The following is a 23,563-nucleotide window of genomic DNA, read 5'->3' as shown; positions in this document are numbered from 1 at the left end:
CATGACGCTGCCTTTCGTGAAGATGCACGCCCACGGCGACGACTTCCTCATCATCGATCGCCGTGGTCTGGATGATCCGATCAGCGCGCAGGTCGCTCGCCGTCTCGGCAATCGCCACACCGGCATCGGCTTCAATCAGTTGGCGGTGGTGCTCGATTGCGCAGACGCTGCCGCACGGATCAAATTCTGGAACCCCAATGGCACGCCCCTGCAAACCTGCGGCAGCGCTACGCGCGGTGTGGCCGAGCGGCTGATGCATGAAGCCGGCACCGATTCCATCGTGCTGCGTACCGACCGCGGTTTGCTGACCTGTGTGCGTGAGTCGGGGCGGCGGGTGTCGGTGAATATGGGCGCGCCATCGCTGGGCTGGGCCGCGGTGCCGCTGGCCGAGTCGATGGACACACTGTACTTGCCCCTCGAAGGCGACCCGGCGGCGTGCAGCATGGGCAACCCCCATTGCACCTTCTTTGTCGCGGACCTCGGCGCTGTCGACGTGGCAACCCTGGGCCCGGCCCTGGAAACCCACGTGCTGTTCCCCGCCAGGACCAATGTGCATTTTGTCCAGGTCATCGATCGCGGGCATATTCGCCTGCGGATCTGGGAGCGCGGCGGCGGCGTGCCGCTCGGGTCCGGCTCGTGCTGTTGCGGCGCGGTGGTGAATGGGATTCGCCGCGGCTTGCTCGACGACCGCGTCGAGGTGCAATGCGACGGCGGCACAGTCACCGTGCAGTGGGACGGGCAGGGCGGCGTGGTGTTGACCGGGAGCGTGGAGCCGATCATGCAAGGCATCGTCTATGTGCCCATAGGGTAAATTGAGTTCCGGCAGCGGTTCATCCGGTGCCGGCGGTTGAGCGTCGGCGGAGCGGGTAAAGCCGGTTCACGCCAGCACAATGTAGTCGTTCTGCTGGAGCACCGGCCGGTGCGGGGCTTGGACGAGGTGAAGGTAACGGCCGTCGGCCAGATCGATGGGCAGGCAGTCGTCGATGTCCAGCACGCCGTCGGTGTGGGCCTGTGACCAGTGACGCAGCAGCTGTTGCTTGCCTTTGCCCGTCGCTTCCTTTTTGTCGCGGGCAACCACCAGCAGGTAGTGATGCGCCTCGCCAAAGCGGTTGGTCTCATAGCCGCCCAGGTTGATGAAGTACAGGCGCTGCGCGCCGGCCTGGGGCGCCAGGTGGCTGAGTTCGACTTTCCAACCGTCGACGCCATCGACCGCCATCCACGAATCGATATGCACGCCCTTGGGGCTGCCAAACCAGGCATCGCGTAACTGTGGGTAGGTGGCTTCCAGCGTATCCGCCACGGCGAATACCACGTCATGGACTTCGATCCTGGCCCGTGGGTGCTTGCCCCCGAGCATCACGACAAACAGCATTGCAGGCCCTTCCGGCGATTTGGCAAAAGGCAACCATACTTCGATTGAACCCTTTTGTCCGGTGAATGCCACACTGTTAACCCGCGAACGCATCAGGAGGTTGTCATGCGAACCATCGATCTGGCCGGTGTTCCGGTCCCTGTCATCGGCCAGGGTACCTGGCGCATGGGCGAAGACCCGGACCGGCGCCGCGCCGAAGTCGCGGCGTTGCAGTGCGGTATCGACGAGGGCATGACCTTGATCGACACCGCCGAAATGTACGGCGAAGGCGGCGCCGAAAGCGTGGTCGGCGAGGCCATTCGCGGCAAGCGCGAGCAGGTGTTCCTGGTGAGCAAGGTCTACCCCCGCAACGCCAGCCGCCGGGGCGTACCGCGCGCGTGCGATGCCAGCCTCCAGCGCCTGGGCACCGATTACATTGACCTGTACCTGCTGCACTGGCGCGGTCAGTACCCGCTGGCAGAAACCGTCGAGGCGTTCGAGCGCTTGCGCGAAGCCGGCAAGATCGGCCGCTGGGGTGTTTCCAACTTCGATGTGGCCGACCTGCAGGAACTTGCGTCACCGGCCTGCGCGACCAACCAGGTGCTCTACAACATCCAGGAGCGCGGCATCGAATTCGACCTGCTGCCGTGGTGGCAACAACATCACTTGCCGTTGATGGCTTACTGTCCGATCGCGCAAGGCGGCGAATTACTGTCCAGCCCGACCCTCCAGCAGATCGCCCATCGGCATCAGGCGACGCCCGCGCAGGTCGCGCTGGCCTGGGTAGTGCGTCAGGACGGGATGATCGCCATCCCCAAGGCCGTCACGCAAGAGCATGTGCGGCTCAACGCCGCCGCCGCTCAACTGGTGCTGGACGAACACGACCTCGACGCCATCGACCGGGTGTTCGGAGCGCCCAAGCGCAAGCATCCGCTGGCGATGGTGTGAGGCGATAAAACCAGCATGGGGCGTGCCGCGTCAGCCGCTCACGCCATGCAACTCGCAGTATTCGTCCCAGCTCATCCCCGCCATCTGCGCCACTTCCTTATGCACTTCGAGGCGTTGCGCTTCGAATGCCTGGGCGGATTCGGCCGTCAGCTTGAGGGTCAGCTCCCAGGCAAACAGCCCCAGGCGCTCGGCTTCGGCTTCGAACGCCTCATGCAGGCGTTCGGCGCGGTATTGCGCAAGGGTTTCGCCTTTGGCCTGGGCGGCCAGCGGGTTCAGAGTGTCCAGTTGGGTGAGGACATCCGGGTGTGCCTGCAGAAATCGGTCCAGCGCGAGTTGATGGGTATCGCCGGGTTGGGACACAGGTGGGTTCCTCGAAAAAAAGTCAGGCATCTGCGCCGGTGTCTTGGCAAGCCTGTCTACGCCGGGCGCGTTTGCGCATGCGGCGGTTTATCCGGGTGCGTATGGGGTCGAGGACGAAAAGTAACAGGTACGCGGTCAGCACCAGCGTCAGGTCGATCCAGGTTTCGCTGATCGGCCCTAAAAACAGCTCCATAACCGCCTTGGCCAGGTAGAGCAAGGCAACCCCACATAACCACAGCAGTGCGTTAAACATCAGTGGGTGCATAGTATTAGACCGTTTGTGTTGCATCTCAAGCCAAGCTCCTTGCTGCTGGCGATTTCAGCGTGTTCCCCTTGCTGCGCGATCCGGGAACCCTGAAAAAGTCGCAGATATTACATCTTGAAACAGGCTTAGGGGCTGGTTTTTATCAGAAAGTTCCGTCGCTAAAGCGCAAGCGCGCACATGAGCGTGCTGAGAAACCTGAAAAATCAACTGGGCGACCGCAACGGCTTTTCGTGCCGCGCCTGGTCATGTGTGGCGTTGGCCGGTGTGTTCCCGGCCCTGTCTTCGAGGGGCTGCGCGCCGGCCGCGAGGGCGCGCTGTGTGTTATTCGGCGTCGGCGGCGTGCGCCTCGACGCCGACCCGAGCACCCACGGCGATCACGATGGCCGTGGCGCTGTACCAGGTTGCGTGCGCGGCGGGTCTAGGCCTGGGCCGATCGGTATTCGCGCTGGGTCTGTTCGATCTCTTCGACCAAGCCCTCGATCCTCGCCAGGCGCGCACGGTTGTCGTGGTCCCACGGATGAAAGCCTGGCTTGAAGTAGTGCAGCCACGGCCGCAGCATCCGCGGGAACACGCCCTTGGGTCCATACAAAAACTTGAGCATGCGCCAGAACCCTTGCACATGCCCGCCGGCCTTGCGGTCGGCAATCAGCAGGCGCAGGTGGAAGTCGAACACCACCAGCCAGAAGAGCAGCGTCGTGGTCAGCATGCTCCCGGTGCGCAGCAGGTAGCGCAGGGGGCCCGGCTTGATCACGCGGTTCCACACGTCAAACGCTACCGCCTTGTGCTCGGTTTCTTCGAGGGCATGCCAGTACCACATCTGCTGGTAACCCTTGTGTGAATCGCCGAAGCGCGAAGGGTCGCTCAGGAGGATTTCCGCGAGCATCGCGGTGTAATGCTCCAGGGCGATGGTCACCGCCAGGTTGAACGCCGGCGGCAGGTGTTTTTTCTGCAGGTCGAGGAAGAATTTCAGGCGCCGGTCCAGGCGATGTGCCGGCAGGCCTGCGGCTTGCAGCAAGTCGTTATAGGCGAGGTGTTCGCGGCTGTGCATGGCCTCCTGGCCGATAAAACCCTGGATCTCCTGTTTCAGCGCCGGGTCATCGATGCGTTGGCGGTAGTGGCGCACGCTGTCCATGAAAAACAGCTCGCCCTGGGGAAACAGCAGCGACAACGCATTGAAAAAATGCGTGATGAACGGACCTTGTTCGTGCCAGTCCTTGATGCGTTCGGCCGGCAAGGCAAAGCGGATATCGCGACGGATCGGTAGCATGGGGCTTGCTCCTGTTCAGAGACGGCTCTCGTCGTTGCTGTCAAACAGCGGCGTTGGGCGTTTGGGGGCCATGCGCTTGCTGGCGAACACCACCAGCGCTTGATAGGCCGCCGGTAGGCAGCGGGTGAGCAGGTCGAGAACATACGCATCGCGGCCGATGAGCACGCGGCGTTTGTTTTTGCGCACGCCCTGCAGGATCACTTTGGCGGCCTGGTCGGCGTCGGTGATGAACAGCTTTTCGAAATCGGCGCGGGCCTGCTGTTCGCTGTGGATCAAAAAGCCGGTCATGTTGGCGTCGATGCGGCTGCTACGGCAGATATCGGTGCGGATGCCGCCGGGGTGGACACAACTGGCCGAGACGCCGCAACGTTGCAGGTCCAACTCCTGGCGCAGGGCTTCGGTAAAGCCGCGCACCGCGAATTTGCTGGCGTTGTAGCCGCTCATGCCGGGCTGGGCAAACAGCCCGAACACGCTGGACGTGTTGACCACATGGCCGTCGCCGCTGGCCTTGAGATACGGCAGGAAGGCCTTGGTCCCGTACACCACGCCCCAGAAATTGATGCCGATGATCCATTCCAGATCGCTGTAGTCCACGCCTTCGACGGTGCTCGACAGCGCCACTCCGGCGTTGTTGAAGATCAGGTTGACCTGGCCGTGCTCGGCAGCGCAACGCGCCGCCCAGTCTTGCATGGCGTGCCGGTCGGACACATCCAGCACCTGGGTGGTCACCCGCACCGGCGCCAGGGTGGCGGTTTGAATCAACGCCACGGTCTGGTCCAGGCCTTGGCTGTTCTTGTCCGCCAGCGCCAGGTGGCAACCTTCGCGCGCCAGGGCCAGGGCCAATGCGCGGCCCATGCCGGATGCCGCGCCGGTGATCGCCGCCACGCGGCCATTGAACGACTTCATGACAGGCTCCCTTCTGCGGTGGAATGTGGCGCAGCCATTGCGCGGGGCGCCGCGTCAATCGGTGCCATGCTGGCGACATAATCCTTGAGCGCAAAATGCCGGGTGATCTGCTTGAAGCGCCAGGTCGAGCCGGGCCACAGGGTGGTGTTCTTGCCGGTGCGAGGGTCGAGGTACCAGCTCCGGCAACCGCCGGTGTTCCAGATGGTGCGCGTGAGTTTGTCCTGCAATTGGTGGTTGTAGGCTTGTTCCACCGCGGGTTTGACCTCCACCGTGGCAATGCGGTGGCGTTGCATTTGTTGCAGCGCATCGAGGATGTAGGCGACCTGGGCTTCGATCATCAGGATCATCGAGTTATGCCCCAGGCCGGTGTTGGGGCCGATGATCAGGAACAGGTTCGGGTAGCCCGGCACCGTGCTGCCTTTGTAGGCATGGGCGCCGTCGTGCCAGGCGTCCATCAGGTCGACGCCGTGACGCCCGATGATGCAGTCGCGGGGCAGCGGGTCGGTGGCCTGGAACCCGGTGCCGAAGATCAGGCAATCGGCCGGGTGCTTGACGCCGTCGGCGGTGATCACGCCATCGGCTTCGATGCGCAGCACGCTGTCGGTCACCACCTGCACATTGCTGCGCGACAACGCTGGGTAATAGTCGTTGGAGATCAGCACGCGCTTGCAACCGAGGGTGTAGTCCGGCGTCAGCGCCTTGCGCAGGGCAGGGCGGGTGACGTGTTTGTGCAAGTGGCGCAGGGCGACTTTCTGCACCATCTTCATCAGCCGTGGGTGCCGGGCAAAGCCCACCACGCGGCCTTCCAGCGCCCAATACAAGGCGCCGCGCACCAGCCGTTGGGTGAAGGGCAGGTGCTTGAATGCCCAGCGCTCAACGCGGGAAATCGCTCGGTCGGGCTTGGGCATGATCCATGGCGGGGTGCGCTGGAACAGGTCCAAATGAGCGACCTGCGGCGCAATCTGCGGCACGAACTGAATGGCACTGGCGCCGGTGCCGATCACCGCCACGCGCTTGCCCTTCAGGGCATAGGCGTGGTCCCACTGCTGGGAGTGAAAGCGCTGGCCCTTGAAGCTGTCCAGCCCCGGGATATCCGGCAGCGCCGGGCGCGACAAGCCGCCCATGCCCGACACCAGCACCCGCGCGCTGACCTGGCGCCCGTTGCTGAAGCTCAGTTGCCAGCGTTGTTGCTGCTCATCAAACACCGCACGTTGCAGGCCCATGCCGAAGCGCAGATACGGCGCCAGCGCAAAACGTCGGGCGCATTGCTCCAGGTAGGCGCGGATCTCCGCTTGCGCGGCGAATTGGCGGGTCCAGTCCGGGTTGGGCGCAAACGAAAACGAATAGACGTGGGACTGCACATCGCAGGCGCAGCCAGGGTAGTGGTTGTCGCGCCAGGTGCCGCCGAGTGTCGCGGCCTGTTCGGCGATAAAGAAGTCGCTAAAGCCGGCTTCCTTGAGCTTGATCGCCATGCACAGGCCGGCGAAGCCTGAACCGATGATGGCGATGTCGATGGAATCACTGTGGGCATTCATAGGCGGGCCTGCGTGGGCATCGGATGTGCTCCTGTTTTTGTTTTGTCTTTTTAGATAGAACACCATTGCAAAGGAAAATTGAATTACTTATTTTAAAAAAGATTTTAAATAATCTACCTGAAAATATCGCCTAGGCTAGTCCCTGGCTCCTCATGTGCGACGGTATGCACGAAGTTTAGGTCCAGGGTGTGGGCGATGGCTGAGGCCTTGATCAATTCCGGTCGGGCGGTCGGCAGCAGGGAAGCAGAGGACCGAGCTATGGCTGTCGAATGGGTTATTGCTGCGGGTGTGCTGGTCGGTGCGAGCGTGGTGGCATGGGGCTTCAGTGCCTGGATGACACGGCGCATCGAAGCGGCCGTTCCAAGTAACGGGCGCTTTGTGGACGTCGATGGCGAGCGCTTTCATTATCTCGACGAGGGCAAGGGCCCACCGCTGGTGATGATTCACGGGCTGATGGGCAGCAGTCGCAACCTGACCTACGCCTTGTCGGGGCAGTTGCGCGAGCATTTCCGGGTCATCACGCTTGACCGGCCTGGCTCGGGCTATTCGACCCGGCATCCCGGCACGGCGGCGGACCTGCCGGCCCAGGCCCGGCAAATCGCGGCTTTTATCCAGGCGCTGGGCCTGGATCGACCGCTGGTGCTGGGGCATTCCCTCGGTGGCGCGGTGGCCCTGGCGCTGGCCCTCGACCATCCCCACGCGGTCTCCGGGTTGATCCTGGTGGCACCGCTGACCCATCCCCAGCGCCTGTTGCCGCTGGTGTTCCTGTCATTGGCGGTGCGCCCGGCGTGGCTGCGTCGCTGGCTGTCGCACACGCTGACGATGCCGATCGGCCTGCTGACCAAAGGCTCGGTGGTCAAGGGCGTGTTCGCCCCCGATCCTGCACCAGCGGACTTCGCCACACGCGGCGGCGGGCTGCTCGGCATGCGCCCGGCCAACTTCTATGCGGCCTCCACCGAGATCAACCAGGTCAACGATCACCTGCCGGGCATGGTCAAGCGCTACCCGCAACTGACCCTGCCCATCGGCCTGATCTACGGCGCAAAGGACAAGGTGCTGGACTTTCAAAAGCACGGCCAGGCCCTCGCGAGCCGGGTGCCCGGCCTCAAGCTGCAACTGGTGGAGGGGCGCGCCCATATGTTGCCGATCACCGCGACGGAGCGTGTTGTGGCGGTGGTGGAACAGGTGGCCAAACGGGCCCGATCACCGCAAAACACCACCGTCCTGCATCCACCGTTGGCCCTGGCGAACAAATAATCGGGCCATCCGAGTCGCGGCACAACGGCGTCAATGCGCGCTCTAGACACCTGACCAGCCAGCTGAAAAAGAGACTGCTCGGTCACGCAAAAAAGGGCTCGATAAACTAGTTGACGACCTAACGATTCCGCGTTATTTATTTAAAAAAATATTTCAATGTTTGTTTTGAAATGATTTTTGAAATGCCTAAGAGCGAATAACAATGAAAAAAACGTCTTTTATCGCATGGTTGATTTCCCGGAGCCTTCCGCGCTCCTTGAACCTGTTTTGCACCTGCCTCGTCCGGAGGTTGCCATGAATCAGACCCTGGCCACCCCGCAGGTCTGGGCCGACGGCAAACGCCACCTGTGGTGGCTCGGCATCCTGCCCCTGGCAACGCCTTTACTCGCCGGCACACTGGCAATCACCAGCGGCGTGCAACAACTGTGGTGGGTTGGCGTATTGGTGATCTTCGGCCTCATCCCGCTGATCGATGGCCTGTTGGGCGAAGACGTGAGTAACCCGCCCGAGTCCGCCGTCAACCACCTCGAATCGCAACGCTACTACCGCTGGATCATCTACACCGGCGTGCTGTTCGTCATCGCTTCGGTGGTGATCACCGGTTGGCTGGCTGCCGGGGGTATCGACTGGATCATCAACGGCGGTTTGCTCCAGGCCACCGCCGCGCTGGAACCTTCGAGCTGGCTGGCGAAAACGGCCGCCTATCTCACCTCGCGCACCCAACTGCACGGCCAGGTCAGTGCCTTCACGTACCTGGGCATGGCCATGTCCACGGGTGCGGCGACTGGCATCGCGATCAACACCGCCCACGAGCTGGGGCACAAACCCAAGCCGCTGGAAGTATTCCTGGCCAAAGTCACTTTGGCGCCAACGTTCTACGGGCACTTCTATACCGAACATAACCGGGGTCATCACGTCCGTGTCGCCACCCCGGAAGATCCGGCCAGCTCGCGGCTGGGGGAAAGTTTCTGGGCTTTCCTGCCGCGCTCGGTGTGGTTCAGCGCACGCTCGGCGTGGAACCTGGAGCGCGAACGCCTGCGCAAACTCGGCCTGCCGGCCTGGCACTGGAAAAACGCCGTGCTCAGCGCCTGGCTGTACAGCGTGGTGTTGTGGGGCGTGATGATTGCCTGGTTGGGGGCGGCGGTGATTCCGTTCCTGATCATCCAGGGCATCTACGGCTTCTCGCTGCTGGAAGTGGTGAACTACGTCGAACACTACGGCCTTAAACGCCAGAAGTTGCCCAACGGCCGTTATGAGCGTTGCTCGCCGCGACATTCGTGGAACAGTAACCGGATCGTGACCAATATCTTTCTGTTCCAACTGCAACGGCACTCCGATCATCACGCCAATCCGACGCGCAGTTATCAATCGTTGCGTCACTTCGATGAATCGCCGCAACTTCCCTACGGTTATGCAAGCATGATTGTCTGGGCTTACGTGCCGTATTTGTGGCGACGACGGATGGACCATCGGGTGCTCAGGCATTATGCCGGGGATATCACCCTGACCAATCTTCAACCGTCCAAGCGTCTGCACTATCTGAAACAATACGGCGGCAATAGCAAAACGTTCTGAGATGAACTGAAAAAGTTACCTGGCGTGCTCGGGATCTTTGTCTCGCGCGGTTTCTTATCGCCCAGCGTTTATCGATTTCATTGCAAGAGAGTTGTTTGACCCCACAAAAATAAAAGCAAGGGAAGGACGTTCACCATGCAAACACCTGCCAAGTTCACCGCCCATATCTTATTGGCGGCATTGGGTCTGATTGTCTATCAGCAAGCCCAGGCTGCCCGTATTGAACCTGCCGGTAGTGCGTTTACTGCCCAAGGGCCCATCAGTTTTTCCAAAGGCAAGCTGATCAGTGCCGACTGCACCATCAAGGTGGCGGGCAAGGTTGCCGCCGACGGTTCGTCCGTCAATGTCGACAAGGTCGAATTCGACGGCGGCCTCAAGTGCAGCCGGGTCGAAGCGATCAACCTGCCGTGGATCTTGGTGGCCAAAGACACCCAAAGCGGCTCGATGTCGAAGATCAGCGTGGACGTCCACGCCTTCGGCCTGGGCGGCAAGTGCGGCCCCTCCACGGCCGACGGCACCTGGGATAACGCCACCGGCAAGTTGGAAGCCGTCAATGTGCCGATTGGCGAAGACTGCAAGATCAAGACGGTGTCGATCAAGATGCCGGCCAACTTCAAAGTTGTCGAATAGATATATCCAATAGTTGCAGTGGTAATTGAATTGAAATTTGGCTGGAAAGGGAAGTTCTGCAGTTTCTCCGTGACCTCTCGTTCATGGCCATTACCCCCTGGCGAATGACTCGCCATAACATGTGAGGAAAAATAATGAAAAGTTTGAAAACCCTCGTTTGTGCAACTTCGCTTGCTCTGTGCTTTGGCGCGGCTTCGATGGCCAACGCGGCGACGATCACGCCTGCGGGACCTTTCACTACTAGTGCCGGCACCATTGTGGTGACGTCTCCTTCGTCTGCGGGCGCCCCTATCACGTGCGGAGTCACTTTTGGCGGCACGGTGACTAGCGGTGTGGTCACCATCACTGCGGCAACTCTCTCTGGCGGCGGACTCTGTGGCTTGCCTGTCCTGAAGAACATTCCGTCTCCAGGTTGGGTATTAAGCGCAACCAGTTACGACCCAGTCACCAAAAAGGGCACCGCTACTGTGACCAATGTTGGCTGGACCGTTGCTTTCCCGCCTTCCAACTGTGGCCCAGGCACGCTGAATCTGGTTTGGGATGAAGTCACTCAAACGCTCTCGACGACTTCCAGCCAGTCGCTCTCGGGCAGTTGTGCTGTTCAGTCGTTGTCCGTCAAGGCGCCGACTCTGCACATGCAATAAGAACAACGGACTGATCACCCGTGCAAAGGCAGGCGCCTCGTCAGAGGCGTCTGTTGCGCAAAAGCCCGACGTATCAGCTGAGCGTTACGGATAAAAACAATAAGGAGTGGAGCATGAATAATAAAAAACAGCAGGCACACGCATTCATCGGCCTGACATTGCTGGGATGTCTGGTGGCAGCAGGGGCGGCTCAGGCAGGTGGCTTCATGACTCCTACCGCTAACACAGCCGGGTGGGGCCGGGCATTCGGTGGTGGTTCGATGTTCAAGGACGATCCATCATCGGCGTTCAATAACCCGGCGGCGATGGCGTTCATTGATAAAACCATCTCGCAATTCACCATCAACTACGCGGACATCAACATCAAGTACAAAGGCTCGGCTTACGATTATTCAGGCCGTCCGATGTCGGATACCACCCTTGATGAAAACTTTTCGCCGGTCTATCACGACCGCACCGGGGACGGTGGCCAGGGTGGTTTCGAGGCTTGGGTGCCTACCGGTTTCATGGTGATCCCCATCAATGACCGGTTCAGTTTTGGCCTGAGCCAAGTGGTGCCCATGGGCGCACGCACGACTTGGGACCCGGACTGGAAAGGCCGTGATTTTGCCGTGGATACCCGAATCGAAACGGTTGGCTTGACCGCTTCTCTGTCGTTCAAGGTCAATGATCAGTTTTCCGTGGGTGGCGGTACCATTCTTCAGCACACCAAAGGTTTTGTAAGTCAGAACGTCGATCTCTATGCCGCCGCCGCTCAGTCGCCAGGGTTGGGGGGTATTCCATTTCCGGCAGGCATGGGGCATGCGCTGATGCGGGTCAAGGTGGACAACAACTCCCTTGGCTGGTTTGCCGGTGTCGTCTGGAAACCCACGGAATTCGACACGCTCGGCCTGAATTACCACGCCAAAATCAAGAACAAACTGGAGGGCAAATACAATATCTACGCCGATCCGGGATCGGAAGCGTTGATGACCACACCGGTGGTTGATGGCAAAACCCTGGTGGAATTGGCATACCCGGGCTTGCACCTCTATCCCGGTGGCGCCAACGCTACGACGCAACTGGACATCCCGGCCAATACATCCATTGACTGGGTACATCAGTTCTCTGATCGCTTGAGTTTGGGTGCGAGCGTCACGTGGACCGAGTGGTCGTCGTTCAAGGACCTGACCTTGAAGTCCAATGGCAGCACCATTGTGTCGATTCCTTATAACTACAAAAACACATGGATGTACTCGCTCGGCGGAGACTACAAACTCACCGATGATTTAACCGTGCGCGCCGGCGTGGCCTTTGACCAGACGCCAACCCGTAACTCCACGCGTGACCCGCGTATTCCGGATGGTGATCGGACGTTCGCTTCCTTGGGCTTTGGCTACAAGATCCGTGCGATTCCTGGGTTGAGCATTGATGGGGCGTACTCTCGGCAGTTCGTGGAAACCGTCAACCTCAAAACCAAGAATGTGGATCGCCTTGGTGGTGGTTCGCTGGATGGCAAGTCTGAAGCAAAGGGTGAAGTGGTCAGCATGTCGGCAACCTACGAGTTCTGATTCATCGTTTTAGCCTTGCCGCGACGCTGGAAACGAGCAGTCAGCGCATCTTTCTGCACGGTTTGTCCCAGCATGGCATCGACGGGTCGCGCAGGCGACCCGTTCCACTCTCTTTCACATGGGCTCAACACGGCTGACTCGCTCAGCTTCGAATGTTTTCATCAAAGCATTAAATAAAAATTTCAAAATAAAATTTTAATCTGGTTTTCTGAGTTTGTAGCGTGGTTTTGCACCGCAGGTCATTTCGACTGATCCGCGCGTTCGCCACGCCCTGAATCGAGTAGAGGTATCCCCATGGTGATCTGGTTATTGGTGGGTTTCGCAGCCGCGATTGCCCTGGCGTATCGACAAGCCGCCGCTGTCCACTGGCTGGGCGCCGGCCTGGCCTGGCTGGCGGCCGGCTACCTGTTCAACGCGGTCGCCGTTTTCGGCACCACCGTCGTGGCGCTGCTAGTGGTGTTGCCGGCGTTGCTGATGACAATCAAACCGCTGCGTCGCCGCCTGTTGACCAGCAAGGCTCTGAGCCTATTTCGTACAGTTATGCCGGCAATGTCCGACACCGAGCGCGCGGCCATCGAGTCCGGCACCGTGTGGTGGGATGCCGAACTGTTCAGCGGCCGACCCGACTGGCAGCGCCTGCTGCAAGCCGCGCCGGCCAGCCTGAGCGCCGAGGAGCAAGCCTTCCTCGACAACGAAGTCGAAACCCTGTGCGACATCGCCAACGACTGGGAAACCACCCAGGTCTGGCAAGACATGTCCCCCGAGGGCTGGCAGTACACCAAGGACGCCGGTTTCCTCGGCATGATCATTCCCAAGCAGTACGGCGGCAAAGGCTTCTCCCACTACGCGCATTCGCAAGTGGTGATGAAGCTGTCGACACGCTGCTCGGCGGCGGCGATTTCGGTGATGGTGCCCAACTCCCTGGGCCCGGCGGAATTGCTGCTGCATTACGGCACCGATGCCCAGCGTAATTACTACCTGCCGCGCCTGGCGCGTGGCGAAGACATCCCGTGTTTCGCGCTGACCAGCCCGTATGCCGGTTCCGACGCCGGGGCGATTCCGGATCTGGGCATCGTCTGCAAAGGCCTGCACGAAGGCGAGGAAGTGCTGGGTTTCAACGTGACCTGGGACAAGCGCTACATCACCCTTGGCCCAATTGCCACAGTGCTTGGCCTGGCGTTTCGTGCGCAAGACCCGGAAGGTCTACTCGGCCAGCCGGGTTCGCTGGGTATCACTTGCGCGTTGATCCCAACCTCCCATCCGGGCGTGAACAGCGGTCGTCGGCACTGGCCGCTCAACGCGGTGTTTCAGAACGGTCCCACCACCGGCAAGGATGTGTTCATTCCCCTGGAGTGGGTCATCGGCGGCCGCGAACAGGTCGGCAACGGCTGGCGCATGCTGATGGAATGCCTGGCGGCCGGTCGGGCGATTTCCTTGCCGTCGGCCAACGTCGGCCTGGGCAAGGTCGCAGTACGCGGCACCAGCGCGTATGCGGCGATGCGCAAACAGTTCGGCCTGCCCATCGGCAAGTTCGAAGGCGTGCAAGCCCCGTTGGCGCGCATGGCCGGGCATTTGTATGCCTGCGACGCGGTGCGCAAGGTGTCGGTGGCATCGCTGGATGCCGGCGAGAAACCTTCGGTGATCTCCGCCATCGCCAAATACCACGTCACCGAGCGCGCGCGGATGATCGTCAACGACGGCATGGACATCGTCGCCGGCAAGGGCATCTGCATGGGCCCCAACAACTTCCTGGCCCGCGCTTATCAACAAAGCCCGATTGCGATCACGGTGGAAGGCGCGAACATCATGACCCGCTGCCTGATCATCTTTGGCCAGGGCCTGATCCGTTGCCATCCCTATGTGTTGCGCGAGATGGAAGCGGCGCGCAACCCCGATCGGCGCAAGGCGCTTGAAGCGTTTGACAGCGCAATGTTCGGCCATGTGAGCTTTGTGCTGGCCAATACGGTGCGCGCCGCAGTGCATTCGCTCACTGGCGGGCGCCTGATTTCCGCACCCGCCAAGACCGAGCCGGCGTTGGCGTCCTACTACCGTCAGGCCAATCGGCTGTCGGTGGTGTTGGCTTTGATCTCGGACGTTTCCATGGGTGTGCTCGGCGGTGCGCTCAAGCGCAAGGAAAGTATCACCGGGCGCCTGGGCGATATTCTTTCGCAGTTGTACATCTTGTCTTGCGTGCTCAAGCGCTTTGAAGATGACGGCCGGCCCCAGGCGGATTTGCCGCTGGTGCATTGGTCGGCCCAGGATGCGTTGCTGCGCGCCCATGAAGCCCTCACCGAAACACTCGATAACTATCCGTCGAAGGCCGCTGCGGCGGTGGTGCGCGGCTTGAGTTTTCCGTTCGGTATTCCCCTGCGTAAACCCTCGGACCGGCTGTTGGCCCAGGTGGCGGATGTGGTGCAGACCCCCGGCGAAACCCGTGAGCGCTTGCTGGCCAATTCCTATATCCCACGTCCGGAAATCGACAAGCTGGCCTACGGCGAATTGGCTTTCCGCCTGTTGCCGCAGGTGGAGCTGATCGAAGCACGGCTCAAGCCTGCGATCAAACAGGGCTTGCTCGAAGCGATGCCGATCGCCGCCACGGCCTTTGCCGCCTGGCGCGTCAAGGCGCGGGCGCTGGACTTGATCAGCAGCGATGAAGACGCCTTGCTCGCGCGCTATGTGGAATATGCCGACCACGGCATCCAGGTCGACGACTTCCCGCAGGACTTCGGTCTGCTCGAGGCGTTGCAGCAGCGTAAGCACGTGTTGCAACCATCTACCCAGCGTCGTACCAGCCAGGGCGAGAATGCTTCGGTCAATTGAGTGGCACTGAATGAACGCGCCTACATGGCTCGGGCGTTCATACCGATACCGTATCGTGAGTGGATGTTTATATGAGTGACAGCTACCTATCGTTCGTCAATTCTCCCTGGGGCCGACGCCTGGCCCAGGCCATCGGCCTGCCGCAACCGTTGCTGCTGCAACGTCATCGCCGTGGCCAGCAAGGCCTGGCCAACCCGGTGATCGTCGCCGGGGCAGGGCGCCTGGCTGTGCAAGTGCAACAGATTTTCAGCGCCACCGACACGGTCGCCGCCACTGCAGCGACCCTCAAGGCGCCGTCTACGGTCAAGGTGCAGGGCGCGGTGTTCGATGCCACTGGCGTCGTCGACCTGCAGCAGCTCGATGAGCTCTACGTATTTTTCCACGCCAACGCCAAGCGCCTCGCCCAGCATGGCCGCGTGGTGGTGCTCGGCACTGCTCCCGAAGACTGTCGGGATTTGCCCCAGGCCATCGCCCAGCGCGCCCTCGAAGGGTTGGTGCGTTCGCTGGCCAAGGAACTGCGCCGGGCGATCACCGTGCAATTGATCTACGTCGCGCCGGGGGCCGAAGACGCCCTGGACAGCAGCCTGCGCTTCTTTCTGTCGCGTCGTTCGGCCTATGTGTCGGGGCAAGTGGTGCGCCTGGAAAAACCGCTGGACGGCCCTGTCACGGTCAACTGGGACACCCCCTTCGCCGGCCGCCGCGCGCTGGTCACCGGTGCCTCCCGTGGCATCGGCTTGGCGATTGCCCAGGTATTGGCCCGCGACGGCGCCCATGTGGTGTGCGTGGATGTGCCCCAAGCCGAGGACGCGCTGCAACATGCCGCCGCCAGCGTCGGTGGCTCGGCGTTGCCACTGGACATTACCGCAGCAGATGCGGCCTCGCTGTTGCAGGCCCATGTCAGCCAATCCGGCGCCTTTGACGTGGTGGTGCATAACGCCGGGATCACCCGCGACAAGACCATCACCAAGATGACCGAAGCGGCGTGGCGCAATGTGCTGGCGGTCAACCTGCAAGCGCCGTTGCAACTGAGCCACGCGCTGCTGGAATGCCAGGGCCTGAACCCGGGCGGGCGTATCGTCTGTGTGTCGTCGATTTCCGGCATCGCCGGCAACCTCGGGCAAAGCAACTACGCCACTTCCAAAGCCGGGGTGATCGGCCTGGTCCACGGCCTGGCACCGTTGGCGGCGGCGCAGCAGGTCACGGTGAACGCGGTGGCGCCGGGATTCATCGAAACCCAGATGACCGCGAAGATCCCGCTGCTGATCCGCGAAGCCGGGCGGCGCATGAATTCGCTGTCCCAGGGCGGCCAGCCGATCGACGTGGCCGAGACCATCGCCTGGCTGGCCCACCCGGCGTCCGGCGGCGTCAACGGCCAAGTCGTGCGCGTGTGCGGCCAAAGCCTGCTGGGAGCTTGAGCCATGGACTACGTGACGCAGATCATCGACCCGCCGCCGTCGCAGCCCCAGTTGTTGCTGGACGGCCTGCGCGCCTTGCGCAAACCCAAGCTCGACGGCGCGCCTGAGTTGCCCAAGGCGCGTCTGGTGCGTTCGGCGGTGGAATTGTCGGCCACCGGCATCGCCGCGTATGGCCGCGCCTGTGGTTTCCGGCATGAGCAGGGCGTGCCGCTGGCCTACCCGCAGGTGCTGGCATTCCCGTCGCACCTGATGCTGCTGACCCGGCCGAGTTTCCCGTACCCGGCCAGCGGCATGGTCCACCTGGCCAATCGCATTCGTCAGCACCAGCGCTTGCACGCGGGCCAGGCCCTGCGCCTGGAGGTGTATTGCGAGCGTTGGGTGGCGCACCCCAAGGGCCAGGCGCTGAGCATCGCCACCCGGGCCTACGGTGCGGACACGCTGCTGTGGGAAAGCGACAGCCTGTACCTGCGGCGCGACGTGAAAAACCCGGTGGGTGAGCCATGGGCGGACGTGCTGCCCTTGCAGGAAGAAGGCCTGTTGCGCACCCAGCGCTGGGTGCTGCCCGCCGACGTGGGCCGGCGGTTTGCCAAGGTCTCGGGGGATTTCAACCCGATTCATACCTCGCTGATCGGCGCAAAACTCTTTGGCTTTCGCCGCGCCATCGCCCACGGCATGTGGACATTGGGCCGCGCATTGGCCGCCGAGCAACCGCCGGGCGGCCTGGATCAGGCGCAAGCGCACTGCGACTTCAAGCTGCCGATCTTCCTGCCCGGCCAGGTCGCGCTGTGGCGCCGCCCCGTGAGCGGCCCGCGGCGTGAGTTCGAAGTGCGCAACTTCGCCGGTGACAAACCGCACATGCGCGGGCTTTTTATCTGGAACGAGCGCCTTAAATGAATGACTACAGCTTCAACCCGGCCCCGACCCGCCGCGTGGCGATCATCGGCGGCAACCGCATTCCGTTTGCCCGCTCCAACACGGTGTACGCCCACGACAGTAACCAGGATTTGCTGGTGGCCGCGCTGCAAGGCCTGGTCGACCGCTACAACCTGCACGGCCAGCGCCTGGGCGAGTTCGCCGCAGGCGCGGTGATCAAGCACTCGCGGGATTTCAACCTGGCGCGTGAGTCGCTGTTATCGACCACGCTGTCTGCGCAAACCCCGGCCTACGACTTGCAACAAGCCTGCGGCACCGGCCTGGAAGCGGCCTTGCTGGTGGCGAACAAGATCGCCCTCGGCCAGATCGACGTGGGCATCGCCGGTGGCGCCGACACCACGTCCGACGCGCCCATCGGCCTCAATGAAGCGCTGCGCCACACCTTGCTTGCGGCCAATCGCGCCAAGGCCATGGGCGACAAGGTGAAGGCGCTGCTGAAGGTGCGTCCGTCGATGTTCTTCAAGCCGCTGCTGCCGCGCAATGGCGAACCGCGCACCGGTCTGTCGATGGGCGAGCACTGCGAAGAAATGGCCAAGCGCTGGCAGATCAAGCGCCTGGCCCAGGATGAATTGACCCTCAGCAGCCACCAGCGCCTGGATGCCGCCTATCAACGCGGTTTCTTCGACGACCTGATCAGCCCCTATCGCGGCCTGGCGCGGGACAACAACCTGCGCGCCGACACCAGCCTGGAGAAGCTCGCCAGCCTGTCCCCGGCCTATGACCGCCAGAACGGCACGCTCACGGCGGGCAACTCCACACCGCTGACCGACGGCGCCTCGGTGGTGCTGTTGGCCAGTGAAGCGTGGGCCGCCGAACACGGCTGGCCGGTGTTGGCTTACCTGCGCACCGGCGAGACCGCGGCGGTGAATTTTGTCGACGGCAGCGAAGGCCTGCTGATGGCGCCGGCCTATGCCGTGCCGCGCATGCTCAAACGTGAGGGCCTGGGCTTTGCCGACTTCGATTTCTTCGAGATCCACGAAGCGTTCGCCGCCCAGGTGCTCTGCACGCTCAAGGCCTGGGAAGACGCCGACTACTGTCGCGAACGGCTGGGGCTGGACGCACCGCTGGGCACCATCGACCGCGCCAAGATGAACGTCAACGGCGGCTCCCTGGGCTGCGGGCATCCCTTCGCCGCCACCGGGGGCCGGCAATTGGCAGCGTTGGCCAAGGCGATCCACGAGCGTGGCGGCGGGCGCGGCCTGATTTCGATCTGCGCGGCGGGCGGGCTGGGCATTACCGCCATCGTCGAAAAGTAGCGCTATCCAAAACAACAACAAGGAAATTGCCATGAACGCTATCAGCCTGGAACACACCGAACGCATCTGGTTGAACGCCTACCTGCCCGGCGTCCCGGCGGACATCGATGCCGGTATCGAGGACTACCCGTCGCTGCGCGAGGTGTTCCTGGAGCACCTGGAAAAATTCCGCGAACGGGTGGCCTACGTCAGCATCGGCACCGAAATGACCTATGCCGACTGGCACATGCAGGGCATCGCGTTTGCCGCCTGGTTGCAAGGCCAGGGTGTGAAGACCGGCGACCGCGTGGCGCTGATGATGCCCAACTGCTTGCAGTACCCGATCTGCCTGCTGGGGACGATCCTGGCCGGTGCGGTGGTGGTCAACGTCAACCCGCTGTACACCGCCCATGAACTCAAGCATTTGCTCAAGGACAGCGGCGCCGAGACAGTGGTGATATTCGAGAACTTCGCCCACACCCTGGAAAAAGCCATGCCCGGCAGCAGCGTCAAGCGCGTGGTGGTGGCGGCCATCGGCGACTTGCTCGGCACCTTCAAGGGCGCGGCGATGAACTTCATCCTGCGCCGCGTGCAGAAACAGGTGCCGAGGTTCAACCTGCGCGGTTCGGTACGCTTCAATCAGGCGCTCAAGCAAGGACGGGCGCTGACCCATTTCCCGGTGGACATGCACCTCGACGACCTGGCCTTCCTGCAATACACCGGCGGCACCACGGGTGACGCCAAGGGTGTGATGCTCAGCCACCGCAACATCATCGCCAACCTGCTGCAAGCCAAGGCCTGGGTCGGCAACCAATTGGACCAGGACAAGCAGGAAACCAACGTCACCTTGTTGCCGCTGTATCACATCTTTTCGCTGACGGTGAACTGCCTGATGTTCATGTGCCTGGGCGGGCGCAACATCCTGATCGCCAACCCGCGGGACGTGAAGCGCGTGCAGATGATCCTGCGCAAGGAGCGCTTCAACGGGATTGCCGGGGTCAACACGTTGTTTAACGGCTTGCTGGAGAACCAGGAGTTCTGTGCGCGGGACTTTTCCGACCTGCGCATGGTGATCGCCGGTGGCATGGCCACGCACACGGCGGTGGCCAAGCGCTGGAAGGAAGTCACCGGGCTGCCGATCATCGAAGGCTACGGGCTGACCGAATGCTCGCCGGTGGTGAGCATCAGCCCCATCGACATTTTCCGCATGCGCGAGATGGAATTCACCGGCAGCATCGGCGTGCCCTTGCCGTCGACCTGGGTGCGTTTCATGCGCGAAGACGGCGAATTGGCCGACCTCGGTGAGCAGGGCGAATTGCAAGTGCGCGGCCCGCAGGTGATGCAGGGCTACTGGAAGCGGCCCAAGGAAACCGCCGAGGTGCTGGATGCCGAGGGCTGGCTGTCGACCGGCGATATCGGGGTGATGGATACGCGCGGCTATATCCGCCTGGTCGACCGCAAGAAGGACCTGATCCTGGTCTCGGGCTTCAACGTGTACCCCAATGAAATCGAAGACGTGGTGGCGCTGCACCCCGGCGTTGCTGAAGTGGCGGCAATCGGTGTGGAAGATGGCGTGACCGGCGAGAGGGTGAAGATCATCGTGGTGCGCAAAGACCCGAACCTGACTCAGGAACAGATCCTGGCCCATTGCCGGGAATACCTGACGGGGTACAAAGTGCCCAGGTACGTGGAGTTTCGCAGCACCGAGCTGCCCAAGACCACAGTGGGCAAGGTGCTGCGCCGCGCGCTGCGTTAACTTGAATCTCTAGGTGATCTAAATGTGGGAGGGGGCTTGCCCCCGATAGCGGAGTTGAAGTCACCGAGCCTATCGACTGATCCACCGCCATCGGGGGCAAGCCCCCTCCCACATTTCAGACCGAGTTCACATTGACCCAGCGTTGTTCGCGAGCCGCCACGCGAATCGCCGTCGCCAGCCGCTTGAGCGCCCACGCCGCCCAAGGAAACCGCCGAGCTGCCCAAGACCACGGTGGGCAAGGTGCTGCGCCGCGCGCTGCGTTAACTTGAATCTCTAGGTGATCTAAATGTGGGAGGGGGCTTGCCCCCGATAGCGGAGTTGAAGTCACCGAGCCTATCGACTGATCCACCGCCATCGGGGGCAAGCCCCCTCCCACATTTCAGACCGAGTTCACATTGACCCAGCGTTGTTCGCGAGCCGCCACGCGAATCGCCGTCGCCAGCCGCTTGAGCGCCCACGCCGCCCAAGGAAACCGCCGAGCTGCCCAAGACCACGGTGGGCAAGGTGCTGCGCCGCGCGCTGCGTTAACTTGAATCTCTAGGTGATCTAAATGTGGGAGGGGGCTTGCCCCCGATAGCGGAGTTGAAGTCACCGAGCCTATCGACTGATCCACCGCCATCGGGGGCAAGCCCCCTCCCACATTTCAGACCGAGTTCACATTGACCCAGCGTTGTTCGCGAGCCGCCACGCGAATCGCCGTCGCCAGCCGCTCGACCGCCCACGCCGCGTCGAAGTCGCTGCCGTCCGCGCCCTGGCCGGTCACTGCCAGAATCAACTCGTGCACTTCCAGCGTCTTCAATTCGTTGTAGCCCAACTGATGGCCGGCGGCCGGGCTGAACGCCGCGTAGCCGGGCAGGGCGGGGCCGGCCAGCAGGCGTTGGAAGCCGTCCTGGCCCTTGCGGCACAGGCGCAGTTCGTTCAAGCGCTCCTGATCGAAGGCCAATGAGCCTTGCGTCCCGCTGATTTCAAACGCCAGGTGGTTCTTGTAACCGTGCTTGAGCCAACTGCTGCTCACCGTGCCGCGCGCGCCGTTGGCGAAACGCAGCAGGGCGTGTACCTGATCGTCCACGGCAATCGACTTGAGTGTGTCGCCGCCTTTGACGGCGGGGCGCTGTGCATGCACGGTCTGCGTATCGGCGCACACGCTGACCACATCGCCCACCAGATAGCGTGCCATCGACAGCAAGTGGCTGCCCAGGTCTGCCAGGGCGCCACCGGCATGTTCCACCTCACAGCGCCACGACCAGGGTGACGCCGGGTCGGCCATGAAGTCTTCGCTGAACTCACCCTGGAAACTGATGATTTCGCCCAATTCGCCGTTGGCGATGATCTGCTTTGCCCACCCGATCATCGGGTTGTGCTGGTAGTTGTAGCCGACCCGCGTCACCACGCCCGCCGCACTCGCGGCGTGGCGCATGGCGTCGGCCTGCGCCAGGCTGACCGCCAGCGGTTTTTCGCAGTACACCGCCTTGCCCGCGGCGAGCGCGGCCATGGCCATGGGGTAGTGCAAATGGTTCGGTGTGGTGATCGCTACCACATCGACCGTGGGGTCGTTGACCAGCGCTTGCCAGTCGCCATGGGCCTGGGCAAATCCCCAGGCATCGGCGCAGCGCTGGGCGCGTTCGGTGTCGGCATCGGCCAGGGCGGCCAGTCTGAGGCTGACCGGCAGCTCGAATACCGTGCGGGCGTTATTGAACGCCAGGGCATGGGCGCGGCCCATGAAGCCTGTGCCGATCAGGCCGATTCCGAGTTTGCGCATAGCCGTGGTCCTTTGGATTATTGTTTTCAGGGAGGCTATTAATGGAATATAAATTCTCATAATTCAATATGTGGAAAAAATAATTCATTTCTGCGGCTATATCATTGCAGTTGATGTGGTTATATTCAGCGCAGGGTTAAAAGCCGCCAGTTAACAAAAGATAACGTAGCGCCGATTGTCAGACGATTCGAAAGCCCGATAGGATGGCCCCTACTTCCTCCAGGCGCTCTAGATTGCAGGTTTCAGAGCCCGGGAAGGTAAGACGACCTAACAATAATAAATGGGAGAAAGGTCTATGAGTGAGCCTGTCATGGGTTGGGTTGTTTGCCGCCCACGCGCCGCACGCAGGGTTGCGTTGCTGGCCACAGCGCTCTCGTTGCTGGCCGGTGCCGCGTTGTCGCCACCGCTGTTGGCAGCCAGCGATACCGCCGCACAGCCGGTGTTTGCAATTGAATCCCCCAAGGCCGCCAAGGGCCTGATGATCGACGTGGTCCACGCGGGCTCGCGCCTGGTGGCGGTCGGTGATCGCGGGCACATCCTCTATTCCGATGACCAGGGCAGCACCTGGACCCAAGCCAAAGTCCCCACCCGCCAACTGCTCACGGCGGTGTTTTTTGTCGATGACAAACACGGCTGGGCCGTCGGCCACGATGCACAGATCCTCGCCAGCGTCGACGGCGGCGCCACCTGGGTCCAGCAATACCAGGACCTCAAGCGCGAAGCGCCGTTGCTCGACGTCTGGTTCAACGACGCCAACCACGGCCTGGCCGTCGGCGCCTACGGGGCGCTGATCGAAACCACCGATGGCGGCAAAACCTGGGAAGACGTCAGCGAGCGCCTCGACAACGAAGACCAGTTCCACCTCAACGCCATCGCCCAGATCAAGGACGCCGGCCTGTTTATCGTCGGTGAGCAGGGCAGCATGTTCCGCTCCAGCGACGACGGCCAGACCTGGGAAAAACTCGAAGGCCCCTACGAGGGTTCACTGTTCGGCGTGATCGGCACCGCCCAGCCGCACACCCTGTTGGCCTACGGCTTGCGTGGCAACCTGTACCGCTCCACGGATTTCGGCAGCACCTGGGAGCAGGTCGAACTGAATGCGGCGCGCGGCGCCCTGGAGTTCGGCTTGTCCGGGGCGACCTTGCTCGATGACGGCGCGCTGGTGGTGGTCGGTAACGGCGGCAGCGTGGTGGTCAGCCATGACGACGGCCAGACTTTCAGCGTATTCAATCGCCCGGACCGTATTTCACTCTCAGCGGTGACGGCGGCGGGCAATGGCAACTTGATTCTGGTCGGGCAGGGGGGTGTTCGTGTTGCTACGCCAACCGGCGCCGAACCCACAAAACAATAAGAAGGC

At 62.1% G+C, this 23,563-nt stretch carries 20 protein-coding genes; 13 read left to right on the top strand and 7 right to left on the bottom strand.

Annotated elements, in window-relative coordinates:
* Nucleotide 1 precedes the first annotated feature (1 nt).
* The gene (gene dapF / locus TU80_RS13340) at nucleotides 2-811 is read left to right on the top strand and encodes a diaminopimelate epimerase (RefSeq protein WP_057004675.1); all 810 of its coding nucleotides are present in this window, start codon (nucleotides 2-4) and stop codon (nucleotides 809-811) included.
* A 66-nt stretch (nucleotides 812-877) separates the two neighbouring features.
* Here dapF and TU80_RS13335 read toward each other — a convergent pair whose 3' ends face one another.
* Nucleotides 878-1,372 (bottom strand): DUF1543 domain-containing protein, encoded by a 495-nt coding sequence (locus tag TU80_RS13335; RefSeq protein ID WP_057004674.1) that lies wholly within the window; start codon nucleotides 1,370-1,372, stop codon nucleotides 878-880.
* A 105-nt stretch (nucleotides 1,373-1,477) separates the two neighbouring features.
* Between TU80_RS13335 and TU80_RS13330 the strand changes: the two genes are divergently transcribed.
* Complete coding sequence (locus tag TU80_RS13330) at nucleotides 1,478-2,299, top strand: aldo/keto reductase (RefSeq protein WP_046383676.1); 822 nt, start codon at nucleotides 1,478-1,480, stop codon at nucleotides 2,297-2,299.
* 30 nt (nucleotides 2,300-2,329) lie between these two features.
* Here TU80_RS13330 and TU80_RS13325 read toward each other — a convergent pair whose 3' ends face one another.
* The 5 genes from TU80_RS13325 to TU80_RS13305 all read right to left on the bottom strand — a co-directional run bounded on the left by TU80_RS13325 (nucleotide 2,330) and on the right by TU80_RS13305 (nucleotide 6,632).
* Nucleotides 2,330-2,659 (bottom strand): DUF6388 family protein, encoded by a 330-nt coding sequence (locus TU80_RS13325; protein WP_046383675.1) that lies wholly within the window; start codon nucleotides 2,657-2,659, stop codon nucleotides 2,330-2,332.
* 22 nt (nucleotides 2,660-2,681) lie between these two features.
* The gene (locus TU80_RS13320; protein ID WP_226927611.1) at nucleotides 2,682-2,912 is read right to left on the bottom strand and encodes a hypothetical protein; all 231 of its coding nucleotides are present in this window, start codon (nucleotides 2,910-2,912) and stop codon (nucleotides 2,682-2,684) included.
* Nucleotides 2,913-3,342: 430 nt separating this feature from the next.
* Nucleotides 3,343-4,191: a metal-dependent hydrolase gene (locus tag TU80_RS13315; protein WP_057004673.1), complete on the bottom strand. Its 849-nt coding sequence runs from the start codon at nucleotides 4,189-4,191 to the stop codon at nucleotides 3,343-3,345.
* A gap of 15 nt (nucleotides 4,192-4,206) precedes the next feature.
* Nucleotides 4,207-5,097: an SDR family NAD(P)-dependent oxidoreductase gene (locus TU80_RS13310; protein ID WP_017846509.1), complete on the bottom strand. Its 891-nt coding sequence runs from the start codon at nucleotides 5,095-5,097 to the stop codon at nucleotides 4,207-4,209.
* Nucleotides 5,094-6,632, bottom strand: coding sequence for a flavin-containing monooxygenase (locus TU80_RS13305; RefSeq protein WP_057004672.1), 1,539 nt, complete (start codon nucleotides 6,630-6,632; stop codon nucleotides 5,094-5,096). Before TU80_RS13305 ends, TU80_RS13310 begins: the two co-directional genes overlap by 4 nt.
* A gap of 258 nt (nucleotides 6,633-6,890) precedes the next feature.
* Here TU80_RS13305 and TU80_RS13300 point away from each other — a divergent pair, with 258 nt between their 5' ends.
* From TU80_RS13300 to TU80_RS13260, 10 genes are all read left to right on the top strand, one after another.
* Nucleotides 6,891-7,889, top strand: coding sequence for an alpha/beta fold hydrolase (locus tag TU80_RS13300; protein WP_057004671.1), 999 nt, complete (start codon nucleotides 6,891-6,893; stop codon nucleotides 7,887-7,889).
* Between the two features lie 294 nt (nucleotides 7,890-8,183).
* Nucleotides 8,184-9,464: an alkane 1-monooxygenase gene (locus TU80_RS13295; protein ID WP_057004670.1), complete on the top strand. Its 1,281-nt coding sequence runs from the start codon at nucleotides 8,184-8,186 to the stop codon at nucleotides 9,462-9,464.
* Between the two features lie 135 nt (nucleotides 9,465-9,599).
* A complete protein-coding gene (gene praA, locus TU80_RS13290) occupies nucleotides 9,600-10,094 on the top strand; it encodes an alkane oxidation protein activator PraA (protein ID WP_017846505.1) in 495 nt (164 codons plus the stop codon).
* Nucleotides 10,095-10,228: 134 nt separating this feature from the next.
* Complete coding sequence (praB, locus tag TU80_RS31550; RefSeq protein ID WP_164887053.1) at nucleotides 10,229-10,738, top strand: alkane oxidation protein activator PraB; 510 nt, start codon at nucleotides 10,229-10,231, stop codon at nucleotides 10,736-10,738.
* Nucleotides 10,739-10,851: 113 nt separating this feature from the next.
* A complete protein-coding gene (locus tag TU80_RS13285) occupies nucleotides 10,852-12,288 on the top strand; it encodes an outer membrane protein transport protein (RefSeq protein WP_057004669.1) in 1,437 nt (478 codons plus the stop codon).
* Nucleotides 12,289-12,582: 294 nt separating this feature from the next.
* Nucleotides 12,583-15,108 (top strand): acyl-CoA dehydrogenase, encoded by a 2,526-nt coding sequence (locus TU80_RS13280; protein WP_057004668.1) that lies wholly within the window; start codon nucleotides 12,583-12,585, stop codon nucleotides 15,106-15,108.
* Between the two features lie 71 nt (nucleotides 15,109-15,179).
* On the top strand, nucleotides 15,180-16,523 hold the full coding sequence (locus tag TU80_RS13275; RefSeq protein ID WP_057004667.1) for a 3-oxoacyl-ACP reductase: 1,344 nt from the start codon (nucleotides 15,180-15,182) through the stop codon (nucleotides 16,521-16,523).
* A gap of 3 nt (nucleotides 16,524-16,526) precedes the next feature.
* Nucleotides 16,527-17,417 (top strand): MaoC/PaaZ C-terminal domain-containing protein, encoded by an 891-nt coding sequence (locus TU80_RS13270; RefSeq protein WP_057004666.1) that lies wholly within the window; start codon nucleotides 16,527-16,529, stop codon nucleotides 17,415-17,417.
* Nucleotides 17,414-18,712, top strand: coding sequence for an acetyl-CoA C-acetyltransferase (locus TU80_RS13265; protein WP_017846499.1), 1,299 nt, complete (start codon nucleotides 17,414-17,416; stop codon nucleotides 18,710-18,712). The genes TU80_RS13270 and TU80_RS13265 overlap by 4 nt, the downstream gene beginning before the upstream one ends.
* Before the next feature lie 31 nt (nucleotides 18,713-18,743).
* Nucleotides 18,744-20,447, top strand: coding sequence for an AMP-binding protein (locus tag TU80_RS13260; RefSeq protein ID WP_057004665.1), 1,704 nt, complete (start codon nucleotides 18,744-18,746; stop codon nucleotides 20,445-20,447).
* A 643-nt stretch (nucleotides 20,448-21,090) separates the two neighbouring features.
* Here the strand turns inward: TU80_RS13260 and TU80_RS13255 are convergent.
* On the bottom strand, nucleotides 21,091-22,206 hold the full coding sequence (locus TU80_RS13255) for a Gfo/Idh/MocA family protein (protein WP_057004664.1): 1,116 nt from the start codon (nucleotides 22,204-22,206) through the stop codon (nucleotides 21,091-21,093).
* 310 nt (nucleotides 22,207-22,516) lie between these two features.
* Here TU80_RS13255 and TU80_RS13250 point away from each other — a divergent pair, with 310 nt between their 5' ends.
* Nucleotides 22,517-23,557 carry a WD40/YVTN/BNR-like repeat-containing protein gene (locus TU80_RS13250; protein ID WP_169850576.1) on the top strand — a complete coding sequence of 347 codons (1,041 nt, stop codon included), beginning with the start codon at nucleotides 22,517-22,519 and terminating at the stop codon, nucleotides 23,555-23,557.
* The last annotated feature ends 6 nt before the right edge of the window (nucleotides 23,558-23,563 follow it).

The organism is Pseudomonas veronii, from assembly GCF_001439695.1.
Taxonomy (GTDB): domain Bacteria; phylum Pseudomonadota; class Gammaproteobacteria; order Pseudomonadales; family Pseudomonadaceae; genus Aquipseudomonas; species Aquipseudomonas veronii.
The sequence above is the reverse complement of the archived record's forward strand: the minus strand, read 5'-3'. Positions and strand labels throughout refer to the sequence as shown.

Coding starts and splice junctions, on each gene's coding strand:
- TU80_RS13315 (WP_057004673.1), bottom strand. CDS start 4,191: ATGCTACCGATCCGTCGCGATATCCGCTTTGCCTTGCCGGCCGAACGC.
- TU80_RS13295 (WP_057004670.1), top strand. CDS start 8,184: ATGAATCAGACCCTGGCCACCCCGCAGGTCTGGGCCGACGGCAAACGC.
- TU80_RS13280 (WP_057004668.1), top strand. CDS start 12,583: ATGGTGATCTGGTTATTGGTGGGTTTCGCAGCCGCGATTGCCCTGGCG.
- TU80_RS13255 (WP_057004664.1), bottom strand. CDS start 22,206: ATGCGCAAACTCGGAATCGGCCTGATCGGCACAGGCTTCATGGGCCGC.
- praB (WP_164887053.1), top strand. CDS start 10,229: ATGAAAAGTTTGAAAACCCTCGTTTGTGCAACTTCGCTTGCTCTGTGC.
- TU80_RS13265 (WP_017846499.1), top strand. CDS start 17,414: ATGAATGACTACAGCTTCAACCCGGCCCCGACCCGCCGCGTGGCGATC.
- TU80_RS13305 (WP_057004672.1), bottom strand. CDS start 6,632: ATGAATGCCCACAGTGATTCCATCGACATCGCCATCATCGGTTCAGGC.
- TU80_RS13250 (WP_169850576.1), top strand. CDS start 22,517: ATGGGTTGGGTTGTTTGCCGCCCACGCGCCGCACGCAGGGTTGCGTTG.
- TU80_RS13330 (WP_046383676.1), top strand. CDS start 1,478: ATGCGAACCATCGATCTGGCCGGTGTTCCGGTCCCTGTCATCGGCCAG.
- TU80_RS13260 (WP_057004665.1), top strand. CDS start 18,744: ATGAACGCTATCAGCCTGGAACACACCGAACGCATCTGGTTGAACGCC.
- dapF (WP_057004675.1), top strand. CDS start 2: ATGACGCTGCCTTTCGTGAAGATGCACGCCCACGGCGACGACTTCCTC.
- TU80_RS13275 (WP_057004667.1), top strand. CDS start 15,180: ATGAGTGACAGCTACCTATCGTTCGTCAATTCTCCCTGGGGCCGACGC.
- TU80_RS13300 (WP_057004671.1), top strand. CDS start 6,891: ATGGCTGTCGAATGGGTTATTGCTGCGGGTGTGCTGGTCGGTGCGAGC.
- TU80_RS13335 (WP_057004674.1), bottom strand. CDS start 1,372: ATGCTGTTTGTCGTGATGCTCGGGGGCAAGCACCCACGGGCCAGGATC.
- TU80_RS13270 (WP_057004666.1), top strand. CDS start 16,527: ATGGACTACGTGACGCAGATCATCGACCCGCCGCCGTCGCAGCCCCAG.
- TU80_RS13285 (WP_057004669.1), top strand. CDS start 10,852: ATGAATAATAAAAAACAGCAGGCACACGCATTCATCGGCCTGACATTG.
- praA (WP_017846505.1), top strand. CDS start 9,600: ATGCAAACACCTGCCAAGTTCACCGCCCATATCTTATTGGCGGCATTG.
- TU80_RS13320 (WP_226927611.1), bottom strand. CDS start 2,912: ATGTTTAACGCACTGCTGTGGTTATGTGGGGTTGCCTTGCTCTACCTG.
- TU80_RS13310 (WP_017846509.1), bottom strand. CDS start 5,097: ATGAAGTCGTTCAATGGCCGCGTGGCGGCGATCACCGGCGCGGCATCC.